Source organism: Allorhizobium borbori (genome assembly GCF_014196535.1).
GTDB classification, from domain to species: Bacteria; Pseudomonadota; Alphaproteobacteria; order Rhizobiales; family Rhizobiaceae; genus Ectorhizobium; species Ectorhizobium borbori.
On sequence record NZ_JACIDU010000012.1, the window covers coordinates 40,517 to 64,354 of the forward strand.

At 60.3% G+C, this 23,838-nt stretch carries 21 protein-coding genes; 4 read left to right on the top strand and 17 right to left on the bottom strand.

Translation table 11 applies throughout. The annotated features are described in order from the left end of the window. Window positions 1-12: 12 nt before the first annotated feature. The 14 genes from GGQ66_RS14875 to GGQ66_RS14940 form a co-directional block, all read right to left on the bottom strand. Window positions 13-1,710, bottom strand: coding sequence for a hydantoinase B/oxoprolinase family protein (locus GGQ66_RS14875; RefSeq protein WP_183793519.1), 1,698 nt, complete (start codon window positions 1,708-1,710; stop codon window positions 13-15). After that, on the bottom strand, window positions 1,707-3,803 hold the full coding sequence (locus GGQ66_RS14880; RefSeq protein ID WP_183793520.1) for a hydantoinase/oxoprolinase family protein: 2,097 nt from the start codon (window positions 3,801-3,803) through the stop codon (window positions 1,707-1,709). Before GGQ66_RS14880 ends, GGQ66_RS14875 begins: the two co-directional genes overlap by 4 nt. Window positions 3,804-3,920: 117 nt before the next feature. Then, the gene (locus GGQ66_RS14885) at window positions 3,921-4,142 is read right to left on the bottom strand and encodes a hypothetical protein (protein WP_183793521.1); all 222 of its coding nucleotides are present in this window, start codon (window positions 4,140-4,142) and stop codon (window positions 3,921-3,923) included. Further along, on the bottom strand, window positions 4,139-5,395 hold the full coding sequence (gene metC, locus GGQ66_RS14890; protein ID WP_237358939.1) for a cystathionine beta-lyase: 1,257 nt from the start codon (window positions 5,393-5,395) through the stop codon (window positions 4,139-4,141). Before metC ends, GGQ66_RS14885 begins: the two co-directional genes overlap by 4 nt. 170 nt (window positions 5,396-5,565) lie before the next feature. Next, the gene (locus tag GGQ66_RS14895; protein WP_183793618.1) at window positions 5,566-7,374 is read right to left on the bottom strand and encodes an ABC transporter ATP-binding protein; all 1,809 of its coding nucleotides are present in this window, start codon (window positions 7,372-7,374) and stop codon (window positions 5,566-5,568) included. A 68-nt stretch (window positions 7,375-7,442) separates the two neighbouring features. Further along, window positions 7,443-8,366: an ABC transporter permease gene (locus GGQ66_RS14900; RefSeq protein WP_183793522.1), complete on the bottom strand. Its 924-nt coding sequence runs from the start codon at window positions 8,364-8,366 to the stop codon at window positions 7,443-7,445. After that, window positions 8,366-9,346, bottom strand: coding sequence for an ABC transporter permease (locus GGQ66_RS14905; protein WP_183793523.1), 981 nt, complete (start codon window positions 9,344-9,346; stop codon window positions 8,366-8,368). The genes GGQ66_RS14900 and GGQ66_RS14905 overlap by 1 nt, the downstream gene beginning before the upstream one ends. Before the next feature lie 100 nt (window positions 9,347-9,446). Next, the gene (locus GGQ66_RS14910) at window positions 9,447-11,060 is read right to left on the bottom strand and encodes an ABC transporter substrate-binding protein (protein WP_183793524.1); all 1,614 of its coding nucleotides are present in this window, start codon (window positions 11,058-11,060) and stop codon (window positions 9,447-9,449) included. A gap of 441 nt (window positions 11,061-11,501) precedes the next feature. Then, window positions 11,502-11,828 carry a hypothetical protein gene (locus GGQ66_RS14915; protein ID WP_183793525.1) on the bottom strand — a complete coding sequence of 109 codons (327 nt, stop codon included), beginning with the start codon at window positions 11,826-11,828 and terminating at the stop codon, window positions 11,502-11,504. Window positions 11,829-11,845: 17 nt separating this feature from the next. Continuing rightward, the gene (locus GGQ66_RS14920; protein ID WP_183793526.1) at window positions 11,846-12,565 is read right to left on the bottom strand and encodes an SH3 domain-containing protein; all 720 of its coding nucleotides are present in this window, start codon (window positions 12,563-12,565) and stop codon (window positions 11,846-11,848) included. Window positions 12,566-12,627: 62 nt separating this feature from the next. Further along, window positions 12,628-13,383: an ABC transporter ATP-binding protein gene (locus GGQ66_RS14925; RefSeq protein ID WP_183793527.1), complete on the bottom strand. Its 756-nt coding sequence runs from the start codon at window positions 13,381-13,383 to the stop codon at window positions 12,628-12,630. Further along, window positions 13,380-14,543, bottom strand: a complete 1,164-nt coding sequence (locus GGQ66_RS14930) for an ABC transporter permease (protein ID WP_183793528.1) — start codon at window positions 14,541-14,543, stop codon at window positions 13,380-13,382. Before GGQ66_RS14930 ends, GGQ66_RS14925 begins: the two co-directional genes overlap by 4 nt. Continuing rightward, complete coding sequence (locus GGQ66_RS14935; protein ID WP_183793529.1) at window positions 14,540-15,829, bottom strand: efflux RND transporter periplasmic adaptor subunit; 1,290 nt, start codon at window positions 15,827-15,829, stop codon at window positions 14,540-14,542. Before GGQ66_RS14935 ends, GGQ66_RS14930 begins: the two co-directional genes overlap by 4 nt. A gap of 62 nt (window positions 15,830-15,891) precedes the next feature. Beyond that, window positions 15,892-16,197 carry a hypothetical protein gene (locus GGQ66_RS14940; protein WP_183793530.1) on the bottom strand — a complete coding sequence of 102 codons (306 nt, stop codon included), beginning with the start codon at window positions 16,195-16,197 and terminating at the stop codon, window positions 15,892-15,894. 190 nt (window positions 16,198-16,387) lie between these two features. On the opposite strand from GGQ66_RS14940, the gene GGQ66_RS14945 reads away from it, so the two are divergent. The 4 genes from GGQ66_RS14945 to GGQ66_RS14960 all read left to right on the top strand — a co-directional run bounded on the left by GGQ66_RS14945 (window position 16,388) and on the right by GGQ66_RS14960 (window position 19,424). Further along, the gene (locus GGQ66_RS14945) at window positions 16,388-17,104 is read left to right on the top strand and encodes a response regulator (RefSeq protein WP_183793531.1); all 717 of its coding nucleotides are present in this window, start codon (window positions 16,388-16,390) and stop codon (window positions 17,102-17,104) included. Further along, window positions 17,105-18,445 (top strand): sensor histidine kinase, encoded by a 1,341-nt coding sequence (locus GGQ66_RS14950; protein WP_183793532.1) that lies wholly within the window; start codon window positions 17,105-17,107, stop codon window positions 18,443-18,445. Window positions 18,446-18,540: 95 nt separating this feature from the next. Beyond that, a complete protein-coding gene (locus GGQ66_RS14955; protein ID WP_183793533.1) occupies window positions 18,541-19,071 on the top strand; it encodes a hypothetical protein in 531 nt (176 codons plus the stop codon). Window positions 19,072-19,187: 116 nt separating this feature from the next. Next, window positions 19,188-19,424 carry a cysteine rich repeat-containing protein gene (locus GGQ66_RS14960; protein WP_183793534.1) on the top strand — a complete coding sequence of 79 codons (237 nt, stop codon included), beginning with the start codon at window positions 19,188-19,190 and terminating at the stop codon, window positions 19,422-19,424. Window positions 19,425-19,465: 41 nt separating this feature from the next. Here the strand turns inward: GGQ66_RS14960 and GGQ66_RS14965 are convergent, their stop codons facing one another. From GGQ66_RS14965 to GGQ66_RS14975, 3 genes are all read right to left on the bottom strand, one after another. Further along, a complete protein-coding gene (locus GGQ66_RS14965) occupies window positions 19,466-21,247 on the bottom strand; it encodes a chloride channel protein (RefSeq protein ID WP_183793535.1) in 1,782 nt (593 codons plus the stop codon). A 139-nt stretch (window positions 21,248-21,386) separates the two neighbouring features. Then, window positions 21,387-22,022 (bottom strand): response regulator transcription factor, encoded by a 636-nt coding sequence (locus tag GGQ66_RS14970; RefSeq protein WP_183793536.1) that lies wholly within the window; start codon window positions 22,020-22,022, stop codon window positions 21,387-21,389. Continuing rightward, window positions 22,019-23,785, bottom strand: coding sequence for a sensor histidine kinase (locus tag GGQ66_RS14975; RefSeq protein WP_210287278.1), 1,767 nt, complete (start codon window positions 23,783-23,785; stop codon window positions 22,019-22,021). The genes GGQ66_RS14970 and GGQ66_RS14975 overlap by 4 nt, the downstream gene beginning before the upstream one ends. Window positions 23,786-23,838 lie beyond the last annotated feature (53 nt).

Sequence of the window (23,838 nt, forward strand, 5' to 3'; positions counted from 1 at the left end):
TCGGCAGGTTCTTCAGCCAGTGGCACGCAGCAACGCGGTCGCCTCTCCATCAAGTGCTCCGGAACCGTCGACAACGACTTTGTAGAGGTTCAGAGCATTGTCCGCCGTCACATAACCGAGACGAACGTCTTCAACCACGCTTGCCGGATCCCGCTCTTCCGCACGGCCATAGCCACCACCACCGGGCATGTCGATCACAAGCCGATCGTGTTCGGGAATGATTTGAATGCCCTTCGCCTTGACCTTTGCCCCGGAGCCCAGGGTCAACCGGCCAAGCCCGCCAGGAAGCCCGCCCTTACGACCCTTCGCAGGGTTTTCGACACGTTCATAGCGCGCGTAAAGGGTCAACGGGGCCTCGGCGCGGTTGCCGATAACCATCGTCTGACCAAGCCCTCCCCGCTGCCGGCCAGCGCCACCTGAATCCTGCCGAAGTTCTTTCTTCCAGATCACGAGCGATGTGATCGCTTCCGTGACTTCTACCGGAACGTTGCGAATGCCCGACGGAAATGGCGTGGCAGAAAGGCCATCGATCCGGGGTCGGGCGCCGGCCCCGCCGCTGTGAAAAGTCGTGACCATGAAACCGCGCTGTTGGCCGTGGGCCGCCGCGCCAAGGCGCACGTTCCACAGGGTTCCCGTGCTTTCAGCGGGCACGAAATCATCCAATGCCTGCTCGAAGCATCCGAACACGAGATCTGGCAGGAACATGCCGATGGTGGAACGGGCGACGACAGGACGCGGGAAGGACGCGTTGGCAATGCAGTCCTCGGGTGCCGTGACGGTAATGCACCCAAGGGTCGCCGCATTGTTCGGCAAGGATGGCGCAACCAGGCATTTGACGCCGAACGCAGCATAAGCTTCCGTATAGCACATCGGGCAATTGATGCCGAAACGTGACGCCGGCGACGTTCCATCGAGATCGATATGAACACCGATCTCATCCACCGTCACGGCGGCGTGAAGATCGATAGGCGCTTCATAGCCGTCAATGCGCATATGGTTCCGCCAGGTTCCGCGCGGCAGCTTGGCGATCGCATCCATCATCGCCTTGTGGCTACGTGTCAGAATGGCCTTTCCGGTTTCCTCGAGATCCTCGAGACCGTACTCATCCATGATTTTTTGAAGACGACGTCCGCCGATCTCGTTGCACGATACGAGTGCGAATATGTCGCCTTCGACCTGCACTGGTTCCTTGACGTTGGCCCGGACAATCTTGAGGAGATGCTCATTCATTTCGCCACGCTCGGCGATCTTCATGATGGGGATAAACAACCCCTCACCATAGACGTCGCGTGATTCCGGCGATGGACCGTTGCCACCGATATCGACGACATGGGTCGTGCAAGCGAAAAGCGCGACAGGTTTGCCCGCCCGGTAAATCGGCGTCACAACCGAAAGGTCGGAAAGGTGGCCGGTGGCCTTCCATGGATCGTTGGTGATGAAGACGTCACCCTCGGCCATGGTTTCGATTGGATACTCGGTGAGGAAATGCCGTACCGAGCGTGCCATCGAGTTGATGTGACCGGGCGTGCCGGTTACAGCCTGTGCCAGCATTTCACCTCGGACGTTGAAAACACCGGCCGACACGTCCCCCGCCTCACGGGTGGAGGTGCTGAAGCCAGCCCTGATCAGGCTTCGGGCCTGCTCCTCGACGGCAGCAATAAGCCGGCTCCAGATGACTTGCAGCTGTATGTCTCTGGTTGCAGTGGTCATTGTCCATCCCTCTGGTTCTGCATCACGATATTACCCCAACGATCGACCGTGGCGCTGAACCCCAGCGGAACGGCGGTATTTGTCTCAGCTTCGGCGATGACCGCGGGTCCGGCCAACGTCGCACCGGTGGAAAGCCCGGAACGCTGGAAGATCGCCCCTTCGAAATCTTTCATGGCGGCGAGATCGACCATCGTCTGCGTTCCCGATGGCGATGCGGGCTGCGCAACGGCGTTCGTGCTCTCGGCAATGACCGGTATTTCGGCGACGGCCGAAACGGTCAGCGTCCAGGTCAGGCATTCGATTTCCATCCGCGGGATGATCCGGCCGAAATGACGATGATACTCCGCCTCGAAAAGACGCCTGATGCCGGATTGGCCCTCGGTTTCGAGAAGTCCTTCGGGAAGAGATACAGCGACTTCGTGCCCCTGCCCCCGATAACGCATGTAGACGGAAACGTCCTGCCGAAGCGGCGCATCCTTCCCCGCTCCTAGTCGAACGAAATTTTCCGCCTCGGTACGCATTTCCGCAAGGATGGAGCCGGCCGTAATGGCATCCAGACCAGCCAGCGGCACCAGCCGTGTGCGGACAGCCTCATATGCCACCGGCGCCAACAGGAAGCCATGAGCGGAGCCAACACCGGCACCCTTCGGGATGATAACCTTGTCGATGCCGAGCTTCTGAGCAATGCGCGCAGCATGCATCGGCGCGGCGCCGCCGAATGCAATCATCGTCCGCCCTTCCAGTTCTGCGCCGTTGTCGGTCGCGTGAACCCGGGCGGCGTTGGCCATGTTCTCGTCAACAACCTCTGCGATCGCGATAGCGCTGGTGCGTACATCCATACCGGTCGCCGAACCAACACCATCGAGAAGCGCCTTTTCGGCCGCCGGCATATCGAGACGAATACTGCCGCCGGCAAAACTGGCGGTGTCGATACGGCCAAGGATCAGGTCGGCATCTGTCACCGCTGGTTTGGTACCGCCACGCCCATAGGATGCCGGCCCCGGTTCCGATCCGGCGCTTTCAGGCCCTACGGCCACACGCCCCAACGCATCCACATGTCCGAGAGAGCCACCGCCGGCGCCGATCTCGACCAGATCTATGACTGGCACCCGCAATGGCATGCCGCTGCCCTTGAGAAAGCGATAGGCTCGCGCGACCTCCAGATGTCGGCTGTGATGCGGCATACCGTGGTCGATAAGCACCAGCTTCGCGGTTGTCCCGCCCATATCGAACGCGATGGCATCATCAATGCCGAGCGTCGTGGCGATGTGGGCCGCCAGAACAGCACCACCGGCAGGCCCCGATTCCACGAGCTTTATGGGCTGACGGCAAGCAACTTCAAGGCTGGTGAGGCCACCGCTCGACATCATCAGCATGACATGGCCCGGAATGCCGATGGCTGCGACACCTTGAGCGAGGCGTTGCAGATAGCTTTCCATGATGGGCTGCACATAGGCGTTAGCGCAGGCAGTCGAGCCACGCTCAAACTCGCGGATCTCGGGGCAGATATCGTGCGACAGGGTGATGCGCATGTCCGGAAGCGCTTCCCGCAGGATCTCGCCGGCCCGCCTTTCATGATCGCCATTCGCATAGCTGTGCAGGAAGCAGACCGCGACAGCCTCGATTTCCTCCGCGACAAGCAGGGGCACGAGATCGCGCACGGATTGTTCATCTAAAGCAATAAGAACCGAGCCATCGGCCGCCAAGCGTTCCTTGACTTCCAGACGCAGATTGCGCGGAACGAGCGGGGCAGGACGGACCATGTGAAGATCCGACACCTCGAACCGATGCTCATAGGCGATTTCGAGCGAATCCCGAAAACCTTCCGTCGTGATCAGGGCGACTTTTGCCCCCTTGCGTTCGATCAGCGCATTCGTGGCGAGCGTAGTCCCGTGTACGACGAGCCGGATGTCTTCCGGCTTTACGCCGCTTTTGCCGATGAGATCACCTATGCCGGCCAGCACCGCCTTTTCGGGCGCAGCATGGGTGGTAAGATATTTGCCGGAAACGAATGTACCTGTGCCAGTATCGAGGACGATGTCCGTAAACGTACCGCCGATATCGACGGCCAAACGTGCGTTACCTTTGTTCATATATATACCCTCTGGAAATGAAGTGCGCTGCTGTTCACGATGAATTGGACCAGCGGCGCTGGTATCGGTTGCCGCCACTTTCGGGCGGCTTCCCGGCGTTCGGAATTCCTGAACTTGTCACCCGGAAAACAACGAACCGGCTCCAGCCGAAGCCAGCGGTGCATCCATTCTTGCCAGCGCTCCCCAAAGGGAGGCAGAGTTGGAACTGCTGACGGGGAGTGTAATCCGGCTGTAGTTTGCAGTGAATCCGAAGAGCATGTGGCGGGCGAATTCCCTTTCCAGCGCCATGATCCCGCTTGGCAGGACAACGCCGATACGCCCGTTGTCGGAATACTTCACAACGTCCTCCTCATGGAGTTCGCCAATTTGCGCTCCGCGGCGGCAAGACGCTCGAAACCGGCTTCCAGATCGGCAATAAGATCAGCCGTATCTTCAAGTCCGACGTGAATGCGCATTGACTGTCCTTCCGGGCGCCACGCGGTCGCCGTCCGCAGCGGTGCCGGGTTGGTCGGGATCAGCAGGCTTTCATAACCACCCCAACTTGCCCCCATGCCGAAATACTTCATGTCATCGAGCATCTTGGCGAGGCAGGAACGCTCGACGGGCTTGAGAATGAAGCCGAAAAGGCCAGACGCACCCGTAAAATATTCTTTCCAGATAAAATGGCCGGGATCGTCCGGAAGTGCGGGGTGCAGAACCTTGAGCACTTCGGGACGTGATTGCAGCCACAAGGCAATCTGAAAGGCACTCTCGTTATGCTGGCGCATGCGCACGGCAAGCGTTCTCATGCCACGGTTTACGAGATACGCATCGTCCGGACCGACACACACGCCAAGACGCTGGGCAAAGTCCTTTATTCTCGGGAAAATGTTCGACGCACAGGCAAGCGTACCCATCATGACATCCGAGTGACCGGACAGATATTTCGTTCCCGCCTGGAGCGAGATGTCGATGCCGAGCGCTAGCGGCTTCAGATAGAAGCCGGCGGCCCATGTGTTGTCTATAACCGTAATGACGTCACGCTCGCGAGCGACCCGGGCAATGGCGCCGATATCGCACATCTCGAATGTCTGCGAGCCCGGCGCTTCCATCCAGATCAGCCGCGTGGCGGGCGTCATCAGATCGGCAATCCCTGCGCCGATTGCCGGGTCATAGTAGGTGACGTCTACACCCAGCGGCTTGAGTATCTCCGTGCAGCAATGACGGCACGGCCCGTAAACATTGTCGGGAATGAGATAGTGCGCTCCTGCCCGGGCAAAGGCGAGAAGGGCCGTCGATATCGCCATGGCACCAGAGGGCGTAAGGACCGTTCCGGCAGCGCCTTCAAGCGCACTGACGGCATCCTCCAGTGAAAACTGGGTGGGCGTGCCGCGCCGGCCATAGCGAACCCTTGCGTCCTGCTTTGCATCATGCGCCGCCAGCGTCGGAAACAGAATGGTAGACGCATGATAGACGGGGGTATTGACCGCTCCGTAGTGTGCATCCGTCTCCCGCCCCACATGGCACAAAATGGTCTGATCATTCGCTTTTGCAACAGCGTTGCCGTCTGCGTTCATCTTTTCCACGACACTGTCATCCGATCTATCCTGCATTTCCGCTCTCTTCCTCCCGTCTTTGTCAGTAGCCGCAACGGCCCGCCTGATTTTTCTTGTGCTCTGTTGTATTCAAATGTATACTTTTGTTTTTGAAATGCAAGCGTCCTTGCCGGCCGCTCGCGATTTTTTAGCCTACGCGCGACAAGCGTCGCGGCATGATCTCAGATCTATGATACCTGGCGAACGAAATGGCCGGGGGCGACCTCCCTTATGGGCAAGCGCGGCGGCACGTAATCGACAGAACGCAACGGGCTTTTGATTTCCGTCTCGTCCAGCCCCCGGTTCATGTGCCGCCGGGACGGGTCAGCGACAGGGACCGCCGACAGGAGCGTTCGCGTATAGGGATGTTGCGGATTTTCAAAAATGGCCTCTCGCGGGCCGATCTCAACGATTTCGCCGAGATACATTACTGCAACGCGGTGGCTGATCCGTTCAACAACCGCCATATCGTGCGAAATGAAGAGATAGGCCAAGCCCAATCGCTGTTGTAGATCGAGAAGCAGATTGACAACCTGGGCCTTGACGGAAGCATCGAGCGCCGAAACCGCCTCGTCGGCCACAATCAATTGCGGATTAAGCGCAAGAGCGCGGGCGATGCAAATTCGCTGACGCTGCCCGCCGGAAAACTGATGGGGAAACCGTCGCGCCATGTCTGGCGCAAGCCCGACAAGCTCAAGCAGTTCGGCCACCCTGTCCGCCACACCTCGCGCTGAAAGATCCGTAAACCGCGCAATGGGTTCGGCAATGGCGTCGCCAACCACCATGCGCGGGTTGAGGCTTGCAAACGGGTCCTGAAATACCATCTGCATCTTGCGCCGCATGGCGACCTTCATTTCGGCAGACAGTTCGCCAAGCTCACCGCCGTCAAGCCGGATTTGCCCGCTCTTCGGCTTGACCAGCCCCATGATGGCGCGGGCGGTTGTTGATTTCCCGCAGCCGCTTTCTCCGACGATAGAGAGCGTTTCGCCGCGGAAAAGATCAAAGGAAACGTCCTCCACCGCGTGGACCCGTCCGGTGACGCCGCCAAAGAGTCCTCCCCTTATGTCGAAACGAACCGTCAGATCTGAAACACGCAGCATCGGGTCGGGTGCGGGTACAACAGACCGGTCGGCAGGATCAGGAGGAGTGACTTCACCGGTCGTGTGGTCGACGACCGGAAACGGTTCCGGCTCGGACTTGCCGGTCATGGAACCAAGCTGCGGAATGGAGGTCAACAGCGCACGCGTATAGGGGCGACTGGAGTGATGGAAGATCTGCTCGGTTGGCCCCGCCTCGATCATGTCGCCCTTGTACATGACCACGGTCCGGTCAGAAACCTCGGCAACAACACCCATGTCATGTGTGATGAACAGGACAGACATATCGTCTTCCTGCTGGATGTGTTTGATCAGTTCGATGATCTGGGCCTGAATGGTCACGTCGAGCGCGGTGGTAGGCTCATCCGCAATCAGCAGTTTGGGCTGACAGGCAAGCGCCATAGCAATCGCAACCCGTTGACGCATGCCTCCGGAAAGCTGATGCGGATAGTCATTGAGGCGGGTTCGCGCCGCTGGGATACGGACCTTCTCCAGAAGACGTACGCTCTCGGCCAAAGCAGCGTTTCGCATCATCCGACGGTGACGGACAAGGGTCTCGACCAACTGGAAACCGATCGTATAAACCGGGTTAAGGCTGGCCTCCTGAAAGATCATGGCCACCTCATTGCCGCGAATGTCGCGGATTTCCTCGTCGGACATCTGCGTCAGAGAACGCCCGTCGAGCATAATGGAGCCTTGGACGCGGCTCGTTTCAGCCGGCAGAAGCCGCATCACCGACATCGCCGTCACGCTCTTGCCCGAACCGGATTCACCGACGACCGCAACGGTCTCCTTGCGTCCGACATCGAACGATATATCCCGCACCACCGGTGTCCAGGTTTCGTTGTTCAAAAACGATACCGTGAGATCGCGGATCGAAAGAATGGGGGGCCTGTTCATCTCGAACGCCTTGCGGACGTTTTCCGCTACATCATCGCCTTGCATCGCGATATTCCTGTTCTCGATCATCACGCTCCCCTTGGATTGAAAACATCACGCAAACGATCGCCAACGAGATTGATCGAAGCGATGGTCGCCAGCAGCGCGATGCCTGGAAAGACGCTCAGCCAGTACTTGCCCGCGAACATGAACTGATAGCCATTGGCAATCAGCAGGCCGAGGCTCGGCTCGGTGACGGGAACCCCAACCCCCAGAAATGACAGGGTGGCTTCCAGCGATATTGCCTTGGCGATCTGCACTGTCACGATGACGATGAGCGGCGGAATGCAGTTGGGAAGAAGATGACGAAAGAGGATGCTGCGCATCGGCAGCCCCATACAATCGGCCGCCTCCACATATTCCCTGCGCGTCTCAACCAGCGCCGTGCCGCGTGCCGCCCTGGCGAACGTCGCCCATTCAACGATAACGAGGGCAAGCACCACGTTCGTAATACCCTTGCCAAGTGTAGCGAGGATCATCAGCGCAACGAGGATCGTCGGGAACGACAATTGCAGATCAACGAGCCGCATTATCGTGCTTTCCGTCCGGCCGCCGACATAGGCCGCAAGCAGTCCCAGTACCGAACCGACGATTGCGGCTGTCAACGCGGATATGACTCCGACGATCAATGAGATCCTCAAGCCATAAAGGATGGCGGAATAGATATCCCTTCCCTGCTCGTCGGAGCCGAGCCGGAAGATGAAACCCTGCGACATCGACGCCTCACCGGGCGGTAACATCCCGTCGAGAATATCGAGCTGCATCAGGTCATAGGGGTTCTGGGGCGTGAGCCACGGCGCGAAGATCGCGGCACACACAATGAGCAACAACAGCGCCAGCCCGAAGAGCGCCAGCCTGGAGCGTGCGAACTGGTGGAACGCGTGAGCGAGAGGGGAAGCCTCCACCTTTGCAGCAGACGTCACAAGCGGATTATGTGATTGAGTACCAGACATCAGCGTCCTCGCCCTGCATTGAGACGGATTCGCGGATCGAGGATCGTATAGAGCACGTCGACCACGAGGTTGATGAGAATGAACAGGACGACGATAATCATCAGATAGGCGACCATGACCGGACGATCGAGGACGTTTATGCTGTCGATGATCAGCTTGCCCATACCCGGCCAGGCGAAGATCTTCTCGGTCACCACTGAGAATGCGATGATCGATCCGAATTCGAGACCCACCACGGTCACTACCGGTATCAGCACGTTCTTCAGCACATGGACCGCGACGATCCGCCGGTTGCTCAATCCCTTGGCGCGAGCCAAACGGATATAATCCTGCGGCATAACCTCCTGCACACCTGCGCGGGTAAGCCTTAGAATGAGAGATGTCTTGAAAAGAGCGAGATTGAAGGCGGGCAGAAGCATATGCTGCAGACCATCGAGCGTCAGGAACGACCACGGAATGCCGAACACGGTGACCGTGTCGCCGCGCCCGCTGCTTGGGAACCACCCGAGATAAACTGCGAAACAGAGAATGAGCAACATGCCGACCCAGAATGTCGGCAACGAGAAGCCCAGAATGCTTCCCGCCATGATGATCCTTGTCGGCAGTGATTTTGGCCGGAGACCGGCATACAGTCCCAGCGGGATACCGATGGCGACCGACATAAGCGTGGCCGCGACGGCAAGTTCAAGGGTGGCCGGCAGATGCTGGAGGATGATCTTGAGCGCCGGCTCGTTGAAAACGTAGCTGGTGCCAAGGTCACCTTGAAGAGCGCCCTTGACGAACTCGAAATACTGGATCCAGACCGGCTGGTCCAATCCGAATTCGGCAATCAGCCGGGTGCGCTCGGCCTGGTCGGCCTGCGGCGAGATCAGGATATCGACCGGATTTCCGATCACGTTGACACCTAGAAAGACGATCACCGTCATCGCGACCAGCACGAATGTGGCCTGGATCAAGCGGCGCAATAGTGAAACGAGCATGGACTCTCTTCCATTTCGCAATGACTACAGAGTGCATCCCGCGACGCGGGATGCACGTCAGACACGGAACCGGCTGCGTTGCAGTGGTCCGTTAACGTCGTCAGGCTTTCATCGTCACATCGAAGGCGAGAGTGCGCTCGTCGGTGCGGCCGGCATAGGTCAGCGAATTCTTCATGCCCCAAACGCTGATCGGATAGTAAAGCGGCAAAACCGCCACATCGTTCATCGCCCGGGCGCAGACCTCCTCGAAGAGTGCTCGCCGCGCATCGTCGTCCAGAGTGCCCAGCCCCTTTTCGATCATCGCGTCCAGTTCGCGGTTGCTGTAACGCAACCGATTGTTTGAGCCAAAGCCCTTGGACTTGTCGAAACTGTGAACCAGATTTCTGAGCGCGGCGGAAACCTCGCCGGTCGCTGCTCCGTAGCCAATCAGGAAGAAGCTGAATTCCGAGCCATCTTCCGGACCGCCACCGGATGCGCGCTTGTAGAAAACAGTCCCCGGCATCGTCTCCACTTCCGTCGCGATGCCTATGCGGGTGAGCATCTGTGCCACAGCCTGGACAACGGCCGTATCGCGAATGAACCGGTCATTCGGCCCATGGAGCGTGACCCTGAAGCCATCAGGAAGGCCAGCTTCCGCCAGCAGTGCCTTCGCCTTGGCGATATCCGGCTCCACCAGCTTGATCCCGGCATTGTGCCCGAAAATACCGGGGGGAACGAGCTGCTCGGCCGCTTGACCGTTACCTTCCAGAATTCGGGCCGCGATCGCTTTCTTGTCAATCGCAAGATTGATGGCCTGGCGGACACGCAGATCGAGGAACGGATTCGGGATTTCGCTGCCATCCTTGCCCCGCACGAACGGCGAGACCTTGCGTCCCTGATCGAAACTCAGGAAAATCATCCTGTTGGCGACACCGCGTTCCAGTGCGACGCCAGCCGCGCTTTCCAAATGCGCGATATCGGCGGGAGGAACGCTATCGATCATGTCGACATCGCCCGCCTGCAACGCCGCAACGCGTGATCCGCCGACGGCGATAGGCTGGATGACGACCTTGCGCCACTCGGGCTTTGCGCCCCAGTAGGCATCATGGCGCTCCATGACAATCCGCGCACCGGGGACATATTCAACAAACTTGAAGGGTCCGGTTCCGATCGCTGCCTTGCCGCTGTTGTAGTCGGCACTCGTGGCGCCTTCACCAATCCGGCGTGAAATGATCGCGGTCGTTGAGAGTTCAATCGGAACCAGCGGGTTTGACTGCTGAGTGCGAACGCGTAGCGTCTTTTCATCGACCTTTTCAAAGGTCTTGTCCCCGAGATAGGCCCGGAGATTGAAAATCGCCCCCGGCACGTTCTGAGCGCGCTCGTAGCTGAAAATTACATCCTCGACCGTCAGCGGCGCACCGTCATGAAAGGTCACGCCTTCGCGGAGGACGAACTCCCAGGTATTGTCATCAACGGATTTCCATGCCGTCGCCAGTCCCGGAACCGGTGTCTGTGTGGCATCGAGATGAACCAGGCGGTCGAAAATATGCTGGGATACGGAACTGTTGGCGGTGACAATATGCCAGTGAGGATCGACAGAAGACGTCTCGCTGGCAAAAGCGATTGTCAGCGTGCCATCCCGTTCCGCCGCAAGCACCCGTGCGCCCTGAAACAGTGATGCCGCGGCCAGAAGTGCCCCGGCGCCACCAAGAAAAGTTCTCCTCTGAACGTTCATAGTTCTATCCTTTCTACGAGGAATTTTCCCGGTACCTTTGGCATCCGGCGACACAAAAAGAACCACAGTATATATTTGTATGCAAGTGTTTTTATTTTGTCGGATCCACAGGACGGATTTGACGGCTGGGCTTCGTGAAGCTTCCGGCGGCAGATCGCGGCGATGCTGTTTCCGCAGCGCGGCGCTTCAAGCAGGATTGGGATTTTGTCATCGGCGAAGTGGAGCTTGTGCGCGGCGGCGCGTATGTCCTTGATCACCTTCGGCGACCAATGTTTCCGGCCCGTGTTTTTGCCGCATCTTCGCTTCGTAGAGCGAGCGACGATGCGGCGGAAATCTTGACATTTCCGCCTGCACAGAGCCCGCGCACAACAGCCGGTGGGCAGGGCGCATAGCGAGGTAATGATGTGAGAGAAGGAAGAATGCCCTTTGACCGCTAGGGGTTCAAAGGGCAATGGACCACGGGGTGCGCAGACTGTCGGTTTGATGCTCGGGGTCGCGGTCGGCATCGCCAAACTCGTTCAAGCATCGCACCCGGCCCTTTGCTCCATCGCGCAGGCACAGTTCGTAGCCGTCCTCATCAAGGAACAGCGCCGCACAGGTCTTGCTGGCGGTATCTGGCAGGCAGATTTCGGCGACGGGCCGGTCGGCCCTCAAGACAGCCGCCGAGCCCGTCATTCTTCCCTCATGTTTGGCGGGAAGAGACGGGCCGAAGAGGAGAACGAACGCGGCGAGAACGAGCGCGAAGCTGATCGTCAGGTTCAGGCGCATGTTCGCCTCCAAGGCAGTCAGCGGTTGAAGAAGCGCGTGCCGGTGGCGGTGGCGCCACGTGGCCCGGTGCGTGTAACGCTGCATGAGCGGTCGGTGGCGCTACAGGTGCGTACCCGTGAGGCCGAGTTACCGTTCGGGCCGACCGTCTGACGGGTTGCTGTGCACATCCCGCCAGTGCATGTGCGCGTCTGGCCGGTCGAGCCACCATAGATCCCGGTCGTGGATCGTGTCGCCGTGCAACTGCCGTCAGCGCAGGTCACGGACCGCTCATGCGAGGCGATGCGCGGCGGCGGTGCGACGGCATGGTGCCGGTAATAGCGTCCCCAAGCACCATACCACGGATAGGCGGGATAGTGGGTGTCCCAGTAGGTACGGTTATAGGGGATGATTACAACGCCCACCGACGGTGCGACCGCTGGCGTCAACACCACTGGTCCACCTTTGTAGACGACCTGGATATAAGTGGCAGACACCCAGCCGCGCGTGCCGCCGAAAGCGATGTCGCACCAGCTATAGCCGGAAAGGCAGCCATGCGTGGTGATGCGTGCACCCGCAGGCACCACCGTAACCACGGGATAGGTAGTTGAAGGCCCAGCCCGAAGGTTGACGTTTCCGGTCGCAACCGCAACGGTGGCCGCCGATGCAACCGATGCGCCGGCAGCAAGGAGTACAAATACGGCCAGCGCCGAACACACTAATTGCTTCAAGCGCGATAGTGCCAAAATCTTCCTGAACATTGAAATCTCCATCAGCTTGCCGCCCCTTGCGGCGGTGAACATGCAAATGAAGATGGAGGGGTTCATTGGCTGCGATCTTGCGCAGCCGTTGCATTTTGTAGCGAATTGTTTCCGTCCGCCGAAAGTGGCTTTTCGGCAACGATACGCCCATCCCGCAGCTCGATTGTACGGTCGAAAAGATCGAGAACACGCGGGTCATGCGTAACAACCGCAACCGCCGCCTGTCGCGTATCGGCAATCTGACGGAACAGTCCGATCACCTGCCGGCCCCGAACGCTGTCGAGCGCAGCCGTCGGCTCATCGGCGAGGATCAGCGCGGGATCGTTGGCAAGGGCGCGCGCCACTGCCACACGTTGCTGTTCACCACCCGAAAGGCGCGTTGGCAGATTATCGATCCGGTGGGCCAGATCGACACTTTCCAGCAGATGCTCGGCATAGGCGCGGGCCGGGCGGGAAGGCACATCGTCGATTTCCAGTGCGAGTGCCACATTCTCAACCGCACTGAGAAAGGGAATGAGATTGGCCTTCTGGAAGACGAAGCCGATATTGTCGCGGCGAAAATCGCGCAGGCTATCGAGATCGGCCCCGACGGACGACACACAGCGGTCACGAATGAAGACCTCGCCAGCCGTTGGCGGCTCCAGAAGGCCTGCGATCAGCAGAAGTGTGCTCTTGCCCGAACCGCTTGGCCCAAGGATGCCCACCACCTCTCCGGGGTTTATTTCGAAGGAAACGCCATCAAGCGCCCGCACCACGCTGTCGCCGCTGACATAGTGTCGGCGGGCATCGCGCACGCGGAGAACCGGTTCCCCTTTCACGACAGCACCTCCTGCGCGCGCACCTTGAGTGCCCGCGAAATGCCGAGAAAACTCGCAAAGCCGCAGATCACCGCCATCGCCGCCCCGAGCTGGGCGATATCGCCGGGATCGATCACCACACGCCGCGGAAAATAGGGAAAGATGATGTTTGCAAGAACAAGCCCCAGCGCCAGACCACCCGCACCGATGAGATAAGCCTGTTCCACAATCATGGCGACGATGACGCGGTTACGCGCGCCGATGAGTTTCAGCATGGCGATCTGGTGACGCTTTTCCATTGTCAGCATGTAGATGATAAGCGAGATGACGATGGCCATGACGACCAGAAGAACAGACGTGAAGGCAAGGATCTGGACGCGCAGCCGCCAGAGGCGCTGATCGAGCAACAGACTTTGCTGTTCCGCCCGGCTCAGCACATTGGCATCGCCCCAGGCCATGATTGCGCGGCGCACAGATGCAACATCGGCGGCAGGGTTCAGCGTGACGAGGACGGCGGCGATCTTGCTATCCTGCGCCACCGAACTGCCGGACAGGCTGCCCTGACCAGACCGGCCGGCGGTGCTGCGGGCCAGCAGGACTTCCTCGCTGGTGCGCCGCTGCGCAATGCTGGCGGCATCATTGACGGTAACGAATAAAAGCCCGTCACCACCCATGTCGACCATGCCGCGCGTCAGACCGACGATGGTGAACTCATCCAGACCGAGACGCACCCGTTCGCCAAGCACGAGGCCGATACTCCTGTCGGCAATTGCCTCGAAATGGCCGCTCTTGAGATGGCGGCCAGCCACCAGCGGCACCCACGCGCCGTTGTCGAGCGGGTAATCGAGCCCCGTCAACGAAGCGCGGTGGCTTCGCCCCTCATGCTCGAATTGCTGGCTGATCTGCACGAAACGTCGCACGGTGGCCACACCCGCCACGCCCTCCACCCGCCGGTCCATATCGGAGGCTATGGCCGAACTTTCCGAAAACGGTCCGGAACGACCGCCCTGCACCACCCAGAGATCAGCGCCTATGCTTTCGATCACCAGCAATGCATCGGCCACGATGCCGCGATAAAGACCGATCATGCCGATGGAGGCCGTGACCAGAAAGGCCACGCCCGCCGCTGTCATGATAAAGCGCCCGAGATTGTGATGAACATCCTTGAGGCCAAGGTTCACGGTGTGCGCTCCCTGCTTGCGATCCGCATCCAGGTAAACGCGTCCTCTGGCGACAGCAGAATCGTATCGCCGGTTGCGAGGCCGCGCAGCACCTCGACATTGGTGCCGCCGATGCGGCCGAGATCAACGAAGCGCCAGACAGCACGCCCTTCGCTTTCCACCCAGACACCGGCATGGCCATCGCGCCGGGCGATACTGGCAACCGGTACGGCCAGAACACCAGGCACTTCGCCAAGATCGATGACGGCTGTGCCGCGCTGGCCAAGCGCCCAGTTTGGCGGCAGGCGTACCGGGGCTATATCGACCGTAAATTCCCGCGTTTCCTGATCGACTTCACGGGCAATGCGTCGCACCGTGCCGCGATAGAGCGCTTCGCCATTACCGCCAAAACGGATCGTTGCCATCTGCCCCGGTTCAAGCCGGGCGATCACACTTTCATCGAAGCGAGCCGACAAAACGATGCTGGCTGGATCGACAATGGTCATGATGACGCTGGACGGTGAAGCGACATCGCCGGGATTGAGTGTGCGGGATACAACGACGCCGTCAATGGGCGCGCGGATCACCGACTTGTCGAGCAAGGCCTGGCTTGCCACGACATTCGCCGCCGCCGCCGCATCCTGCGCTTCGGCCTGTAAGAGCGCTGAGCCGGCCTTGGCCAGATCGGCCTCTGCCTGACGCACCGTCGTCTGCGCGCCTTCATAGGCGGATTGGGTGCCGACCCCGGAGCGGAGCAGTTCACTTTGCCGGGCAAGGGTCCGGCGGGCGTTTTCAAGCGTTGCCTGCATCCGTGTGACATCGGCGGCGGTCGCCTCCACCGCCTTGCGGGCGGCTTCACGAGATGCAAGGGCGGCATCGCGCCCGGCGCTCAGGTCGTGTGCGCCGATTTCGGCGATCACATCGCCCGTAGTCACAACATCATTGCGATCAAAGGGAAGTGCGGTGACAATACCCTGCAGGCTTGAACCGACATTGGCCCGTACCGTCGCATCCAGAACACCGGGGCCGGACAGTTCCGGCTGGAAACGGGATGACGTAACCGTGAGAAGATCCACCGTGTGAGGCACGGCGTAACGCAGGGCAAGAACGCTGACGCAGGCCGCGACGGCCAAAACGGCCCCCACCAGAAGGGTCCTGTCCAACCGTTTCGGGCGCGATGGAGGGCGTTTGAAAACGCGTTCCGGTTTCTCTTCCACCGGTTGCGTATCCGCTCTCGCATCAATACGCGGGGCTGCCTGCGCTTCGGTAATGGCGTCTGGCCTGTCATGCAACGGCAATACGGACACGGCTTCTTTTCCTGAATGAGGGAGAGACGCCCGATGGGTGTGTCCCGCCGGGCGCCAAGGCATCATCGCGAGATGCTGCCGCTTCGCACGATGCTGCGGCCGTTTGGACCTGTTGTGGTGCGCGTGCCCGAGCAGGCGCCCGAACTGCAACTGACCGATCCCGAACGGGAAATGCTTCCGCCATAGGGCCCTGTGCGCTTGACGGTTCGGGAGCAAGTGCCGCCACTACAGCCACCGCTGGCGGAGACACTGCCCGTGCCGCCATAGGGTCCGGTGACGGAACCGCTCCGAGAAAAGGCGTTGGCATCGGCCACGGATGCCAGAGCGAGAACGCCGGCTATCAGGGCGAAGGTGAATGTTCTGGTCATGATCATGATCCTCGATCGAATGTCCCGCCGGCGCTTTCCTGATCGCCAGCATCATCAAAGTGCAGCGCGATGTTTGCTGCCACTTGAACCGGTAATGTCATGATGTTGAGGGTGATTTCCGCTTTGTATCGTTTTGTAAAAGCCTCCGTTTTCGGTTGATTTTCCGCGCGTGAAATGGCGTCCTGAGGCCATGGAACAGCATGTGAAAACAATTCTGGTTGTAGACGACGACGCGGAAATCCGCCGGTTGGTGGGTGATTTCCTCGGGCGCGAGGGCTTTGCCGTGGAATTGGCCGAGGACGGGCGCGGGATGGATGACGTCCTATCGCGCCTCCAGCCCGATCTGATCGTGCTCGATCTGATGCTGCCCGGCGAAGATGGCCTGTCGATCTGCAGGCGACTGCGCGCCGGAGGCGACGTGCCGATCCTGATGCTGACGGCCAAGGGCGATGAGACGGACCGGGTTGTCGGCCTTGAAATCGGCGCCGACGACTATGTCGTCAAACCCTTCGGGCCGCGGGAACTGCTGGCCCGCATCCGCGCACTTTTACGCCGCGCCTCCACCCGCCCGGCCCAGGCCGTGACCCGTCGCTTCGCTTTCGACCGCTTCGTCGCCGATCTCGACGCCCGCCAATTGACGAGTGAAGACGGCGAACTGGTGCCGCTGACCAGCGCCGAATTCGAGCTGCTCGCCTGTTTTGTCCTGCGCCCGCGGCGGGTTCTGTCCCGTGACCAGATCCTCGACTGGACCCACGGCCGCAACGCCGATCCCTTTGATCGCACAGTGGACATTCTGGTCTCGCGTTTGCGCAAAAAGCTCGATGGGCTGGGCTCCGGCGCCAATCTCATCAACACCATCCGCAATGGCGGCTATCTTCTCACCGTGCCCGTAAAGCAGGTGCCCTAGATGGGGTTCGGGCTTGCCGCGCGCTTCATCGCCATCGGCGCGAGTGTTCTTCTGGCGCTTTGGGTAACGATGATTGCGTTGTTCTACTGGACAAACGATCTTTCTCACACCGCGACCCGCCTGCCTGCCGAACAGTTGAAGGCCATCGCCACACTGATCGATACGACGCCGCCGACGCAGCGCCCGCTGGTGCTGGAGGCGCTTCAGTCCTCCATGCTCGCCGTGTCGCTTCTGCCATCCGCGGCCTCATCGAACGGCGCAACCGAGATGCGCGACGAAAGTGACTTTGCGTCCTACCGTGCTTTGCTCGGCGCCCGATTGCTGTCGATCCGTTTTTTGGACGAGCCCGAAACCGTCGCCCGGCCCCGCCTTCTCCAGCGCGCCGCCCGTCCACTGTCCTTTCAGGTTACGCTTACTGATGGGCAGGTCCTTCTCGTCGAGGCACGCACCCCGTTCATCGTTACATTTTACGGCTTGCCCGCCGGCATGGGGGCCGGCCTCGTCGGCACGCTGTTCGGCGCGATAGCCTTCTTTCTCCTGCATCGGGAAATCCGGCCGTTGACGCGGCTTGCCGCTGCCGTGGATGCTATGGACCCTTCCGGGGAACCCGTTCCCCTGCCCGCGATCCGCGCCAGCACACCGGAAATTCGGGCGTTGATGCGTGCGTTCGAACATCTGCAAAGCCGTCTTCGCGTTATGACACGCTCGCGCATGGCATTGATCGGCGGCATTCAGCACGATGTGCGCAGTTTCGCCACCCGCCTGCGGCTCCGTCTCGAGCGCTTACCCGATGCGGCCGAGCGAGAGCGCGCCACCGCCGACATCACCGACATGATCGACCTGCTCGACAACGCGCTTCTTACTTCCCGCGCGGGAGTGGGCGCTCTGGAGGAAGAAATGCTGGATCTGGCGGAATTCCTGCGCGGCGAAATGGCGGACTATCGCCGGGCCGGACAGCCGGTGGTGCTGGAACCCTTCCTCTTCGATGCGGAGGCGTGGATGATCGGCGACCGGCTGGCGCTTCGGCGCGTCATCGGCAATATCGTCGACAATGCCGTGAAATACGGGCGCAGCGCACGCGTTTCCCTGACTGTCGATAGCCACACGCTGCATGTGCTGATTGCCGATGAGGGGCCGGGCTTTTCGGCGCAGGACGCCGAAATGCTGCTGGAACCGTTCGTGCGGGCAGAGCCCTCCCGCGCCCGCGCGACCGGTGGAGCAGGGCTGGGGCTTGCCGTTGCCCGCACGCTGATCGAGGCGCATGGCGGCTCGATCAGGCTTGGAAATGCCCGGCACGGCGGGCTGGTGGAACTGGTGCTGCCGCGTTTCACACCCGTGTGAAACGGCAACAAAATGCTACATTTTCAAACAGCCGGTACATTCCGGCGAAAAGTGCGACCTCCATCCTGTTGTCATCAAGAACACAGGAGGAAGCCGTGAAAAAGCGGATCATCGTTTCCATTGCCGCCGGCATGATCTCAATCGCGAGCCTGCCGCTCGTCGCACGCGCGCAGGATGCCGCAGCCACCGCTCCGGCCCAGACGGATGTCGCCAGCGGCGATTGGCGAGCGCGAGGCACAAGTGGCGGCGATGACTTTGGCGCCCGGCTGGACGCCGTTCGCCGTCACTATAGCGGCAAGCTTATCCGCTTCCGGTTGGCGGGCATGTTGGCCACGCAGGAAACCGCCATCGGCATCCGGTCCGATCAAAAGGACGCCTGGCGGGCCTACACCACCGCGCTGCTGGCGCTGGTGCCCGAGCGCGAGGCCATGCTCGATCTCATCGGCGACGCGGATGAAGACCCCAGGGGACCGGAAGCCTTCGCCCGCGCGGAGGCGGTGGCCGACGCACTGGCGGACTATGCGACAAAGGCCACCGCGTTGAAACAGGCAATCACGGCATTGCGCGCTGCGCTGACACCCGCCCAGCTTGAAGCTGCACGCATACCACGCCTGTCGCACGGCTGAGGTCATCTGCCGCTATCCCACCATCCCATTTCGGCGCCCGCCGCGCCGAAAGCGGACGAGCTTCTACCCCTGCGACATGGCTCGTCCGCGCCCCCTTCCCGAAACCGGAGATCCTCATGCGCCTTTTGATCGTTACAACCTTCACATTGCTTGCAACCATGGCCCATGCCCAGCAACTCAGCCGTCAGCAGCTTATGGAAATCCGTACAGTCTGCGAGGCCGACTTGCGCAAGCTTTGCGCGGGCGTGCAGCCCGGCGGCGGTCGGTTGGCACAATGCCTGCAACAGAATGCTTCCAGCATCTCTCAACCTTGCAAGGAAAAGCTGGCGGCAGTTCGGGCCGCGCGCTCCTGAGCGCAGCCGCCGGGAGCGATGCCGGCCAAGACAGTAAACATCTAGAAGACATCGCCGAGCGTTGCCCGGCGATGCCGCTCAACCTCCTCGCTGTAACGACGCAAGGTGTGGCTTTCGGAGAGCTGTCCCTTGACCTGACGGCTGGTGGGATTGTCGAGCACAGCAAGCGCTTCGCTCTGGGCCGTTTCGAAAACCTTCATTGCCTGATGCGCGTTCATCGATGGTGTCAGGAAATCATCACGATGGTGCACCAGTTCGGCCGGCAGTCGGTCAACGGCATCGAGGCGCTCGTCGGCGTGAAGTTCCGCGACCAAGACGATCCCTTGATAGCGTCCGTCCTTGTCGATCAGAATAATACGCTGGGTTGAGCCGAGCGGAAAGGCTTCTCGCAACTGCGTAACTGTCCGGCTGTCGTCGGCGGTCCTGATATCGGCACGCATCATACGGCCGACAGTGAGCGTGTTGATCCAGCCGACATCATGGGCGCTGCGAATGCCCTCCCCGCGTAAATGAAAGCGCCAGGTGGCGAACGAATAGCCGAAGCGATGCCGGACAACGACGGAGGAGGTTATGACGGCCGCCAGAACCAGCGTCGTGATCGGGTAATCTCCGGTAATCTCAAGCGCGAGAAACGTCATCGTCAGTGGACCACCAATGATCGCGACGGCGAGCGAACTCATGCCGATCACCGCAAAGACATTTGGTGTGACCCCGGTTTCAATCGCAAAACCAAGCAGATGCGCAAAAATTTTCCCAAGCAGCGATCCCATGAACAGTGACGCAAAGAAAAGACCGCCCCTGAAACCCGAGCCGATGGAAATGGCGGAAGCACCCGATTTCAGCAGAAAGAGGATGATCAGTGGAAACAATGCGGTATCGCTGGACAGGTTGAGATGAAGCGAGCCGTGGCCGGCGGACATGATCTGAGGCGTTATCATCGCGAAAAGGCCGACCACGAGGCCGCCCAATACCGGTCGAAGTGGCACGGCGACCGAACTGCGATGGGCGAATTGCTCTGTTGCCGAAACGCCTTTCATGATGACGATACCGATCAATGCGCAGCCGATCCCAAGCAGGATTGCCGGCAGAAAATCCCACGGCCCGACCGGACCGATTGCGCCCACCTCGATAAGAAAGGTCTCGCCGGTAAAACTGCGGGCGACAAACGTCGCAACGATTGCCGCAATCACGACTGGCGCAAGGGCAACGACACTATAGGTGCCGATGATCAGTTCGAATGCGTAGAATGCGCCGGCAAGGGGCGCGTTGAAGGCCGCTGCTATCGCACCGGATGCGCCGCATCCGACGAGAATGCGCATGTCCTCCCGGCGGAGCGAAAGCTTCGTGCCCAGTTTGGAGGCGATACCCGAGGACATCTGGGTATAACCCGCCTCCAATCCGACGGATGCCCCGAACCCGTTGGAAATCAGGTTCTGGACGGCAACGATTACACTGTCCGTCATCGACAGTTTGCCGCCATAAAGTGCGTTGGCCTCGATGGGGTCAACGATTGACCGGGTTCTCAACCGTGAGAGAACGAACAGGACGAACCCAAGCAGGGCACCACCCGCCATCGGCCCAAGCAAAAGGGCGGGTTTGTTGACGAGCGTGGAAGAACTCAACCAATCACCATGCGCGATTCCGAAAACCACGCTGTGCAGGGTTTTCGAAAGCCAACTCATCGCGCTGACGGTAAACCCGGCCGCCACGCCAACCGCGCAGGCACAGACCATCAGGCCGATTTCACTCCCGCGTCTGAAAATCGCCCGACGTGCCAGCTTTACATAGGTCAGGAGGTCGCGAAACGGTAGAATACGTGTCATGTCCTCGTCTCTCGAATGCGTCAGGGCACTGCCGCTCTCTACCCTGTCCCGGTCGCCATTCCAACCACGTTTAGCGCGGTGCCGATGTTGCCCCTGCCCTATAAAGGAATTGGCGGGCCGATCATGGGTGCGCAATCAACTACCGCAGATCATGACCGTCAAGGGAACTAACCATCAACGCAAGCTCCGCCACTGAGCCAGCTTTCATCTTAGCCATGACCGAAGCCCGATACGCCTCGATCGTCTTGATTGAGAGATCCAATTCATAGGCGATGACCTTGTTGGCCTTGCCGGCTAGTATTCCCACCAGCACTTCCTGTTCGCGGCGCCCAAGCCGCCCGAGCCGCTCTTCAATGGCGCGGCGGCGGGTATTGCGCGACAGGCTTTCCTCCGAAACGCGGATTGCGGCGGTAACAGTATCCAGCAGGCGCTGTTCCTTGAACGGCTTCTCGATGAAATCGAAGGCGCCGGCTTTCAGCGCTTCCACCGCCATCGGCACGTCGCCATGGCCGGTGACAATCAACGCCGGCAGCGGAAAGGCGCGATCAGCCAGATGGCGCTGAAGCTCCAACCCACTCATGCCAGGCATACGCACATCCAGCACCATTGCACCGGGACGCAGCGCATCCTCGGCCGGAAGCGCCGCCAGCAATTCGGCTGCGGAAGCGAAAATCTTTGCTTCCAACCCGACTGACGCAAAGAGAAAAGCCATGGAACGGCGCATTGCCTCGTCATCATCCACAATTAATACCAGCGGCGGATCGGTCTCGCTCATTGGGCTTCCCCTTCGGAAGCGGGCAAAGCAAAGTGCATGGTCAAGCCGCCTTCAGCTTCGTTCGTTGCCCACAGCCGTCCGCCATGGTTCTCGATGATGGTGCGGCAGATGGAAAGACCAAGCCCCAGCCCCTGTGGCTTGGTGGTAAAAAAGGTTTCAAACAAATGGTTCTCCACTTCCGGAGTGAGACCCGTTCCGTGATCGCGCACGGTAACCTCGATCATGTCGCAGCACAGTGACGTGGCAACGCCGATGCCAAGGGCACGCTGACGAGCCTCTCTCATGGCGTCGAGCCCGTTCTGCAACAGGTTGAGAAGCACCTGCTCGATCTCTGTCCGGTCGCCAACGAAATGGGGCAGGTGCGCTGCGAAATGGACGTGCAGCGGTACGCCGCTGCGGGTCGCCGGCCCCTCAAACAGGACAAGCGTTTCGCGAATAACCTCGTTTATGTCAAGACATTCGCGACAGATCTTGCGACGACGCACGAAGGAGCGAATGCGGTGAATGATGATACCCGCTCGTTCGGCTTGGCCCGCAATGCCGCGCGCGCCATCACGCAAGAGGGCGGGGTCGGCGCGCCCGGCATCGATCAGCCGGGTCATGCCCTCGGCATAATTGGTGATGGCGGCAAGCGGCTGATTGAGTTCGTGAGCAATATTGGAGGCCATTTCACCCAGAATGCCGAGACGGGAGAACTGATCACGCTCTTCGCGGTGGGTGCGGGCTGTCCGTTCTGCCTTTTCGCGTTCCTGAATTTCGCTGGTCAGTTCCGCTGTGCGACGCCTGACCAGCGTTTCCACTCGCGCAACGTGAATGAGCCACCATACGACACCGAGCCCGGCCGCGAGAAACCAGTGCCAGTTGGCCCGCACGAAACCTGTCAGCGTGGAATGGGAGAGATACTCGTAAGGGCCGATCTTTAGGTGGCGGAACAGGGTGTGGACGGAGGTGTAGTCCTGCGGTGCGGTCCAGGCGCGGCCATCGACCGGCGCCATGGTCAGAAGGCTTGCCGTAACGGCCTTGGCGAGATCGGGCGATGCACCGGCCAGCCGCGCGAAGGGCCAGTCCGGATAAAGCCGCGAGGACAGACGACAGGGAAATCCGGGTGCCATCCGTTCTGCTACCACGGCAAATTCATCCGGCTTCACGCGTCCGGCGGCGATGTCGTCTTCCAGAAGGCAGGTACGCAGCACTCCAGCGTCAGCCCGCCCGGTCCGCACCGCCTCGATGACGCTTTCCATGGGAAAACCGGTCTCCACCATCGCGGCGAGCCGTGAGGCCGGCATGCCATCCTCGTCCATCTCCCGCCAGATGACCTGCCAGCCACCGAAGGCATCCGCCGCGACGACGGCAAGGCGCATGCCGTGAAGATCGAAGAACGTCTTCGCGTGACTGGGGCGATTGGGCACGATAACAGTGGAGCCGACCGTGTCGGTTGGCACGGTATGATCGCGGCTTTCCAGCGTGGCAAGGCGGGTCACACCAAAGCGGGATTCGAGATCGACATATTCGCCGGGATTGGTGATGACAAAATCGACCGTCCGTTCCTCAACCGCGCTGACGATGCCGGCGAGATCCAGCGGCACCATGGTAAAATCATGATCAGGCAGGGTGCGTCCGAGATGGGCGATCGTCGGTTCGAAATCCTTGGCCGCCCGCTCGGATCCCTGAAAGGCAAGCACGGCAATCCGTACAGCGCGCGCCTGCGCGGAAGGCAGAGCGGAGGTCAGGCCGAGGGCGAATACGAACAGAAAGCGGATCATGACGGCGAAAATGGCAGAGTCGGTAGCGGCTGGCAAAACGAAAGGCCGGCCGG

What these genes read in the sequence shown, in the direction of transcription:
- GGQ66_RS14875 (WP_183793519.1), bottom strand. Translation starts at nt 1,710, where the DNA reads ATGACCACTGCAACCAGAGACATACAGCTGCAAGTCATCTGGAGCCGG.
- GGQ66_RS14880 (WP_183793520.1), bottom strand. Translation starts at nt 3,803, where the DNA reads ATGAACAAAGGTAACGCACGTTTGGCCGTCGATATCGGCGGTACGTTT.
- metC (WP_237358939.1), bottom strand. Translation starts at nt 5,395, where the DNA reads ATGCAGGATAGATCGGATGACAGTGTCGTGGAAAAGATGAACGCAGAC.
- GGQ66_RS14895 (WP_183793618.1), bottom strand. Translation starts at nt 7,374, where the DNA reads ATGAACAGGCCCCCCATTCTTTCGATCCGCGATCTCACGGTATCGTTT.
- GGQ66_RS14900 (WP_183793522.1), bottom strand. Translation starts at nt 8,366, where the DNA reads ATGTCTGGTACTCAATCACATAATCCGCTTGTGACGTCTGCTGCAAAG.
- GGQ66_RS14905 (WP_183793523.1), bottom strand. Translation starts at nt 9,346, where the DNA reads ATGCTCGTTTCACTATTGCGCCGCTTGATCCAGGCCACATTCGTGCTG.
- GGQ66_RS14910 (WP_183793524.1), bottom strand. Translation starts at nt 11,060, where the DNA reads ATGAACGTTCAGAGGAGAACTTTTCTTGGTGGCGCCGGGGCACTTCTG.
- GGQ66_RS14915 (WP_183793525.1), bottom strand. Translation starts at nt 11,828, where the DNA reads ATGCGCCTGAACCTGACGATCAGCTTCGCGCTCGTTCTCGCCGCGTTC.
- GGQ66_RS14920 (WP_183793526.1), bottom strand. Translation starts at nt 12,565, where the DNA reads ATGTTCAGGAAGATTTTGGCACTATCGCGCTTGAAGCAATTAGTGTGT.
- GGQ66_RS14940 (WP_183793530.1), bottom strand. Translation starts at nt 16,197, where the DNA reads ATGACCAGAACATTCACCTTCGCCCTGATAGCCGGCGTTCTCGCTCTG.
- GGQ66_RS14945 (WP_183793531.1), top strand. Translation starts at nt 16,388, where the DNA reads ATGGAACAGCATGTGAAAACAATTCTGGTTGTAGACGACGACGCGGAA.
- GGQ66_RS14950 (WP_183793532.1), top strand. Translation starts at nt 17,105, where the DNA reads ATGGGGTTCGGGCTTGCCGCGCGCTTCATCGCCATCGGCGCGAGTGTT.
- GGQ66_RS14960 (WP_183793534.1), top strand. Translation starts at nt 19,188, where the DNA reads ATGCGCCTTTTGATCGTTACAACCTTCACATTGCTTGCAACCATGGCC.
- GGQ66_RS14965 (WP_183793535.1), bottom strand. Translation starts at nt 21,247, where the DNA reads ATGACACGTATTCTACCGTTTCGCGACCTCCTGACCTATGTAAAGCTG.
- GGQ66_RS14970 (WP_183793536.1), bottom strand. Translation starts at nt 22,022, where the DNA reads ATGAGCGAGACCGATCCGCCGCTGGTATTAATTGTGGATGATGACGAG.
- GGQ66_RS14975 (WP_210287278.1), bottom strand. Translation starts at nt 23,785, where the DNA reads ATGATCCGCTTTCTGTTCGTATTCGCCCTCGGCCTGACCTCCGCTCTG.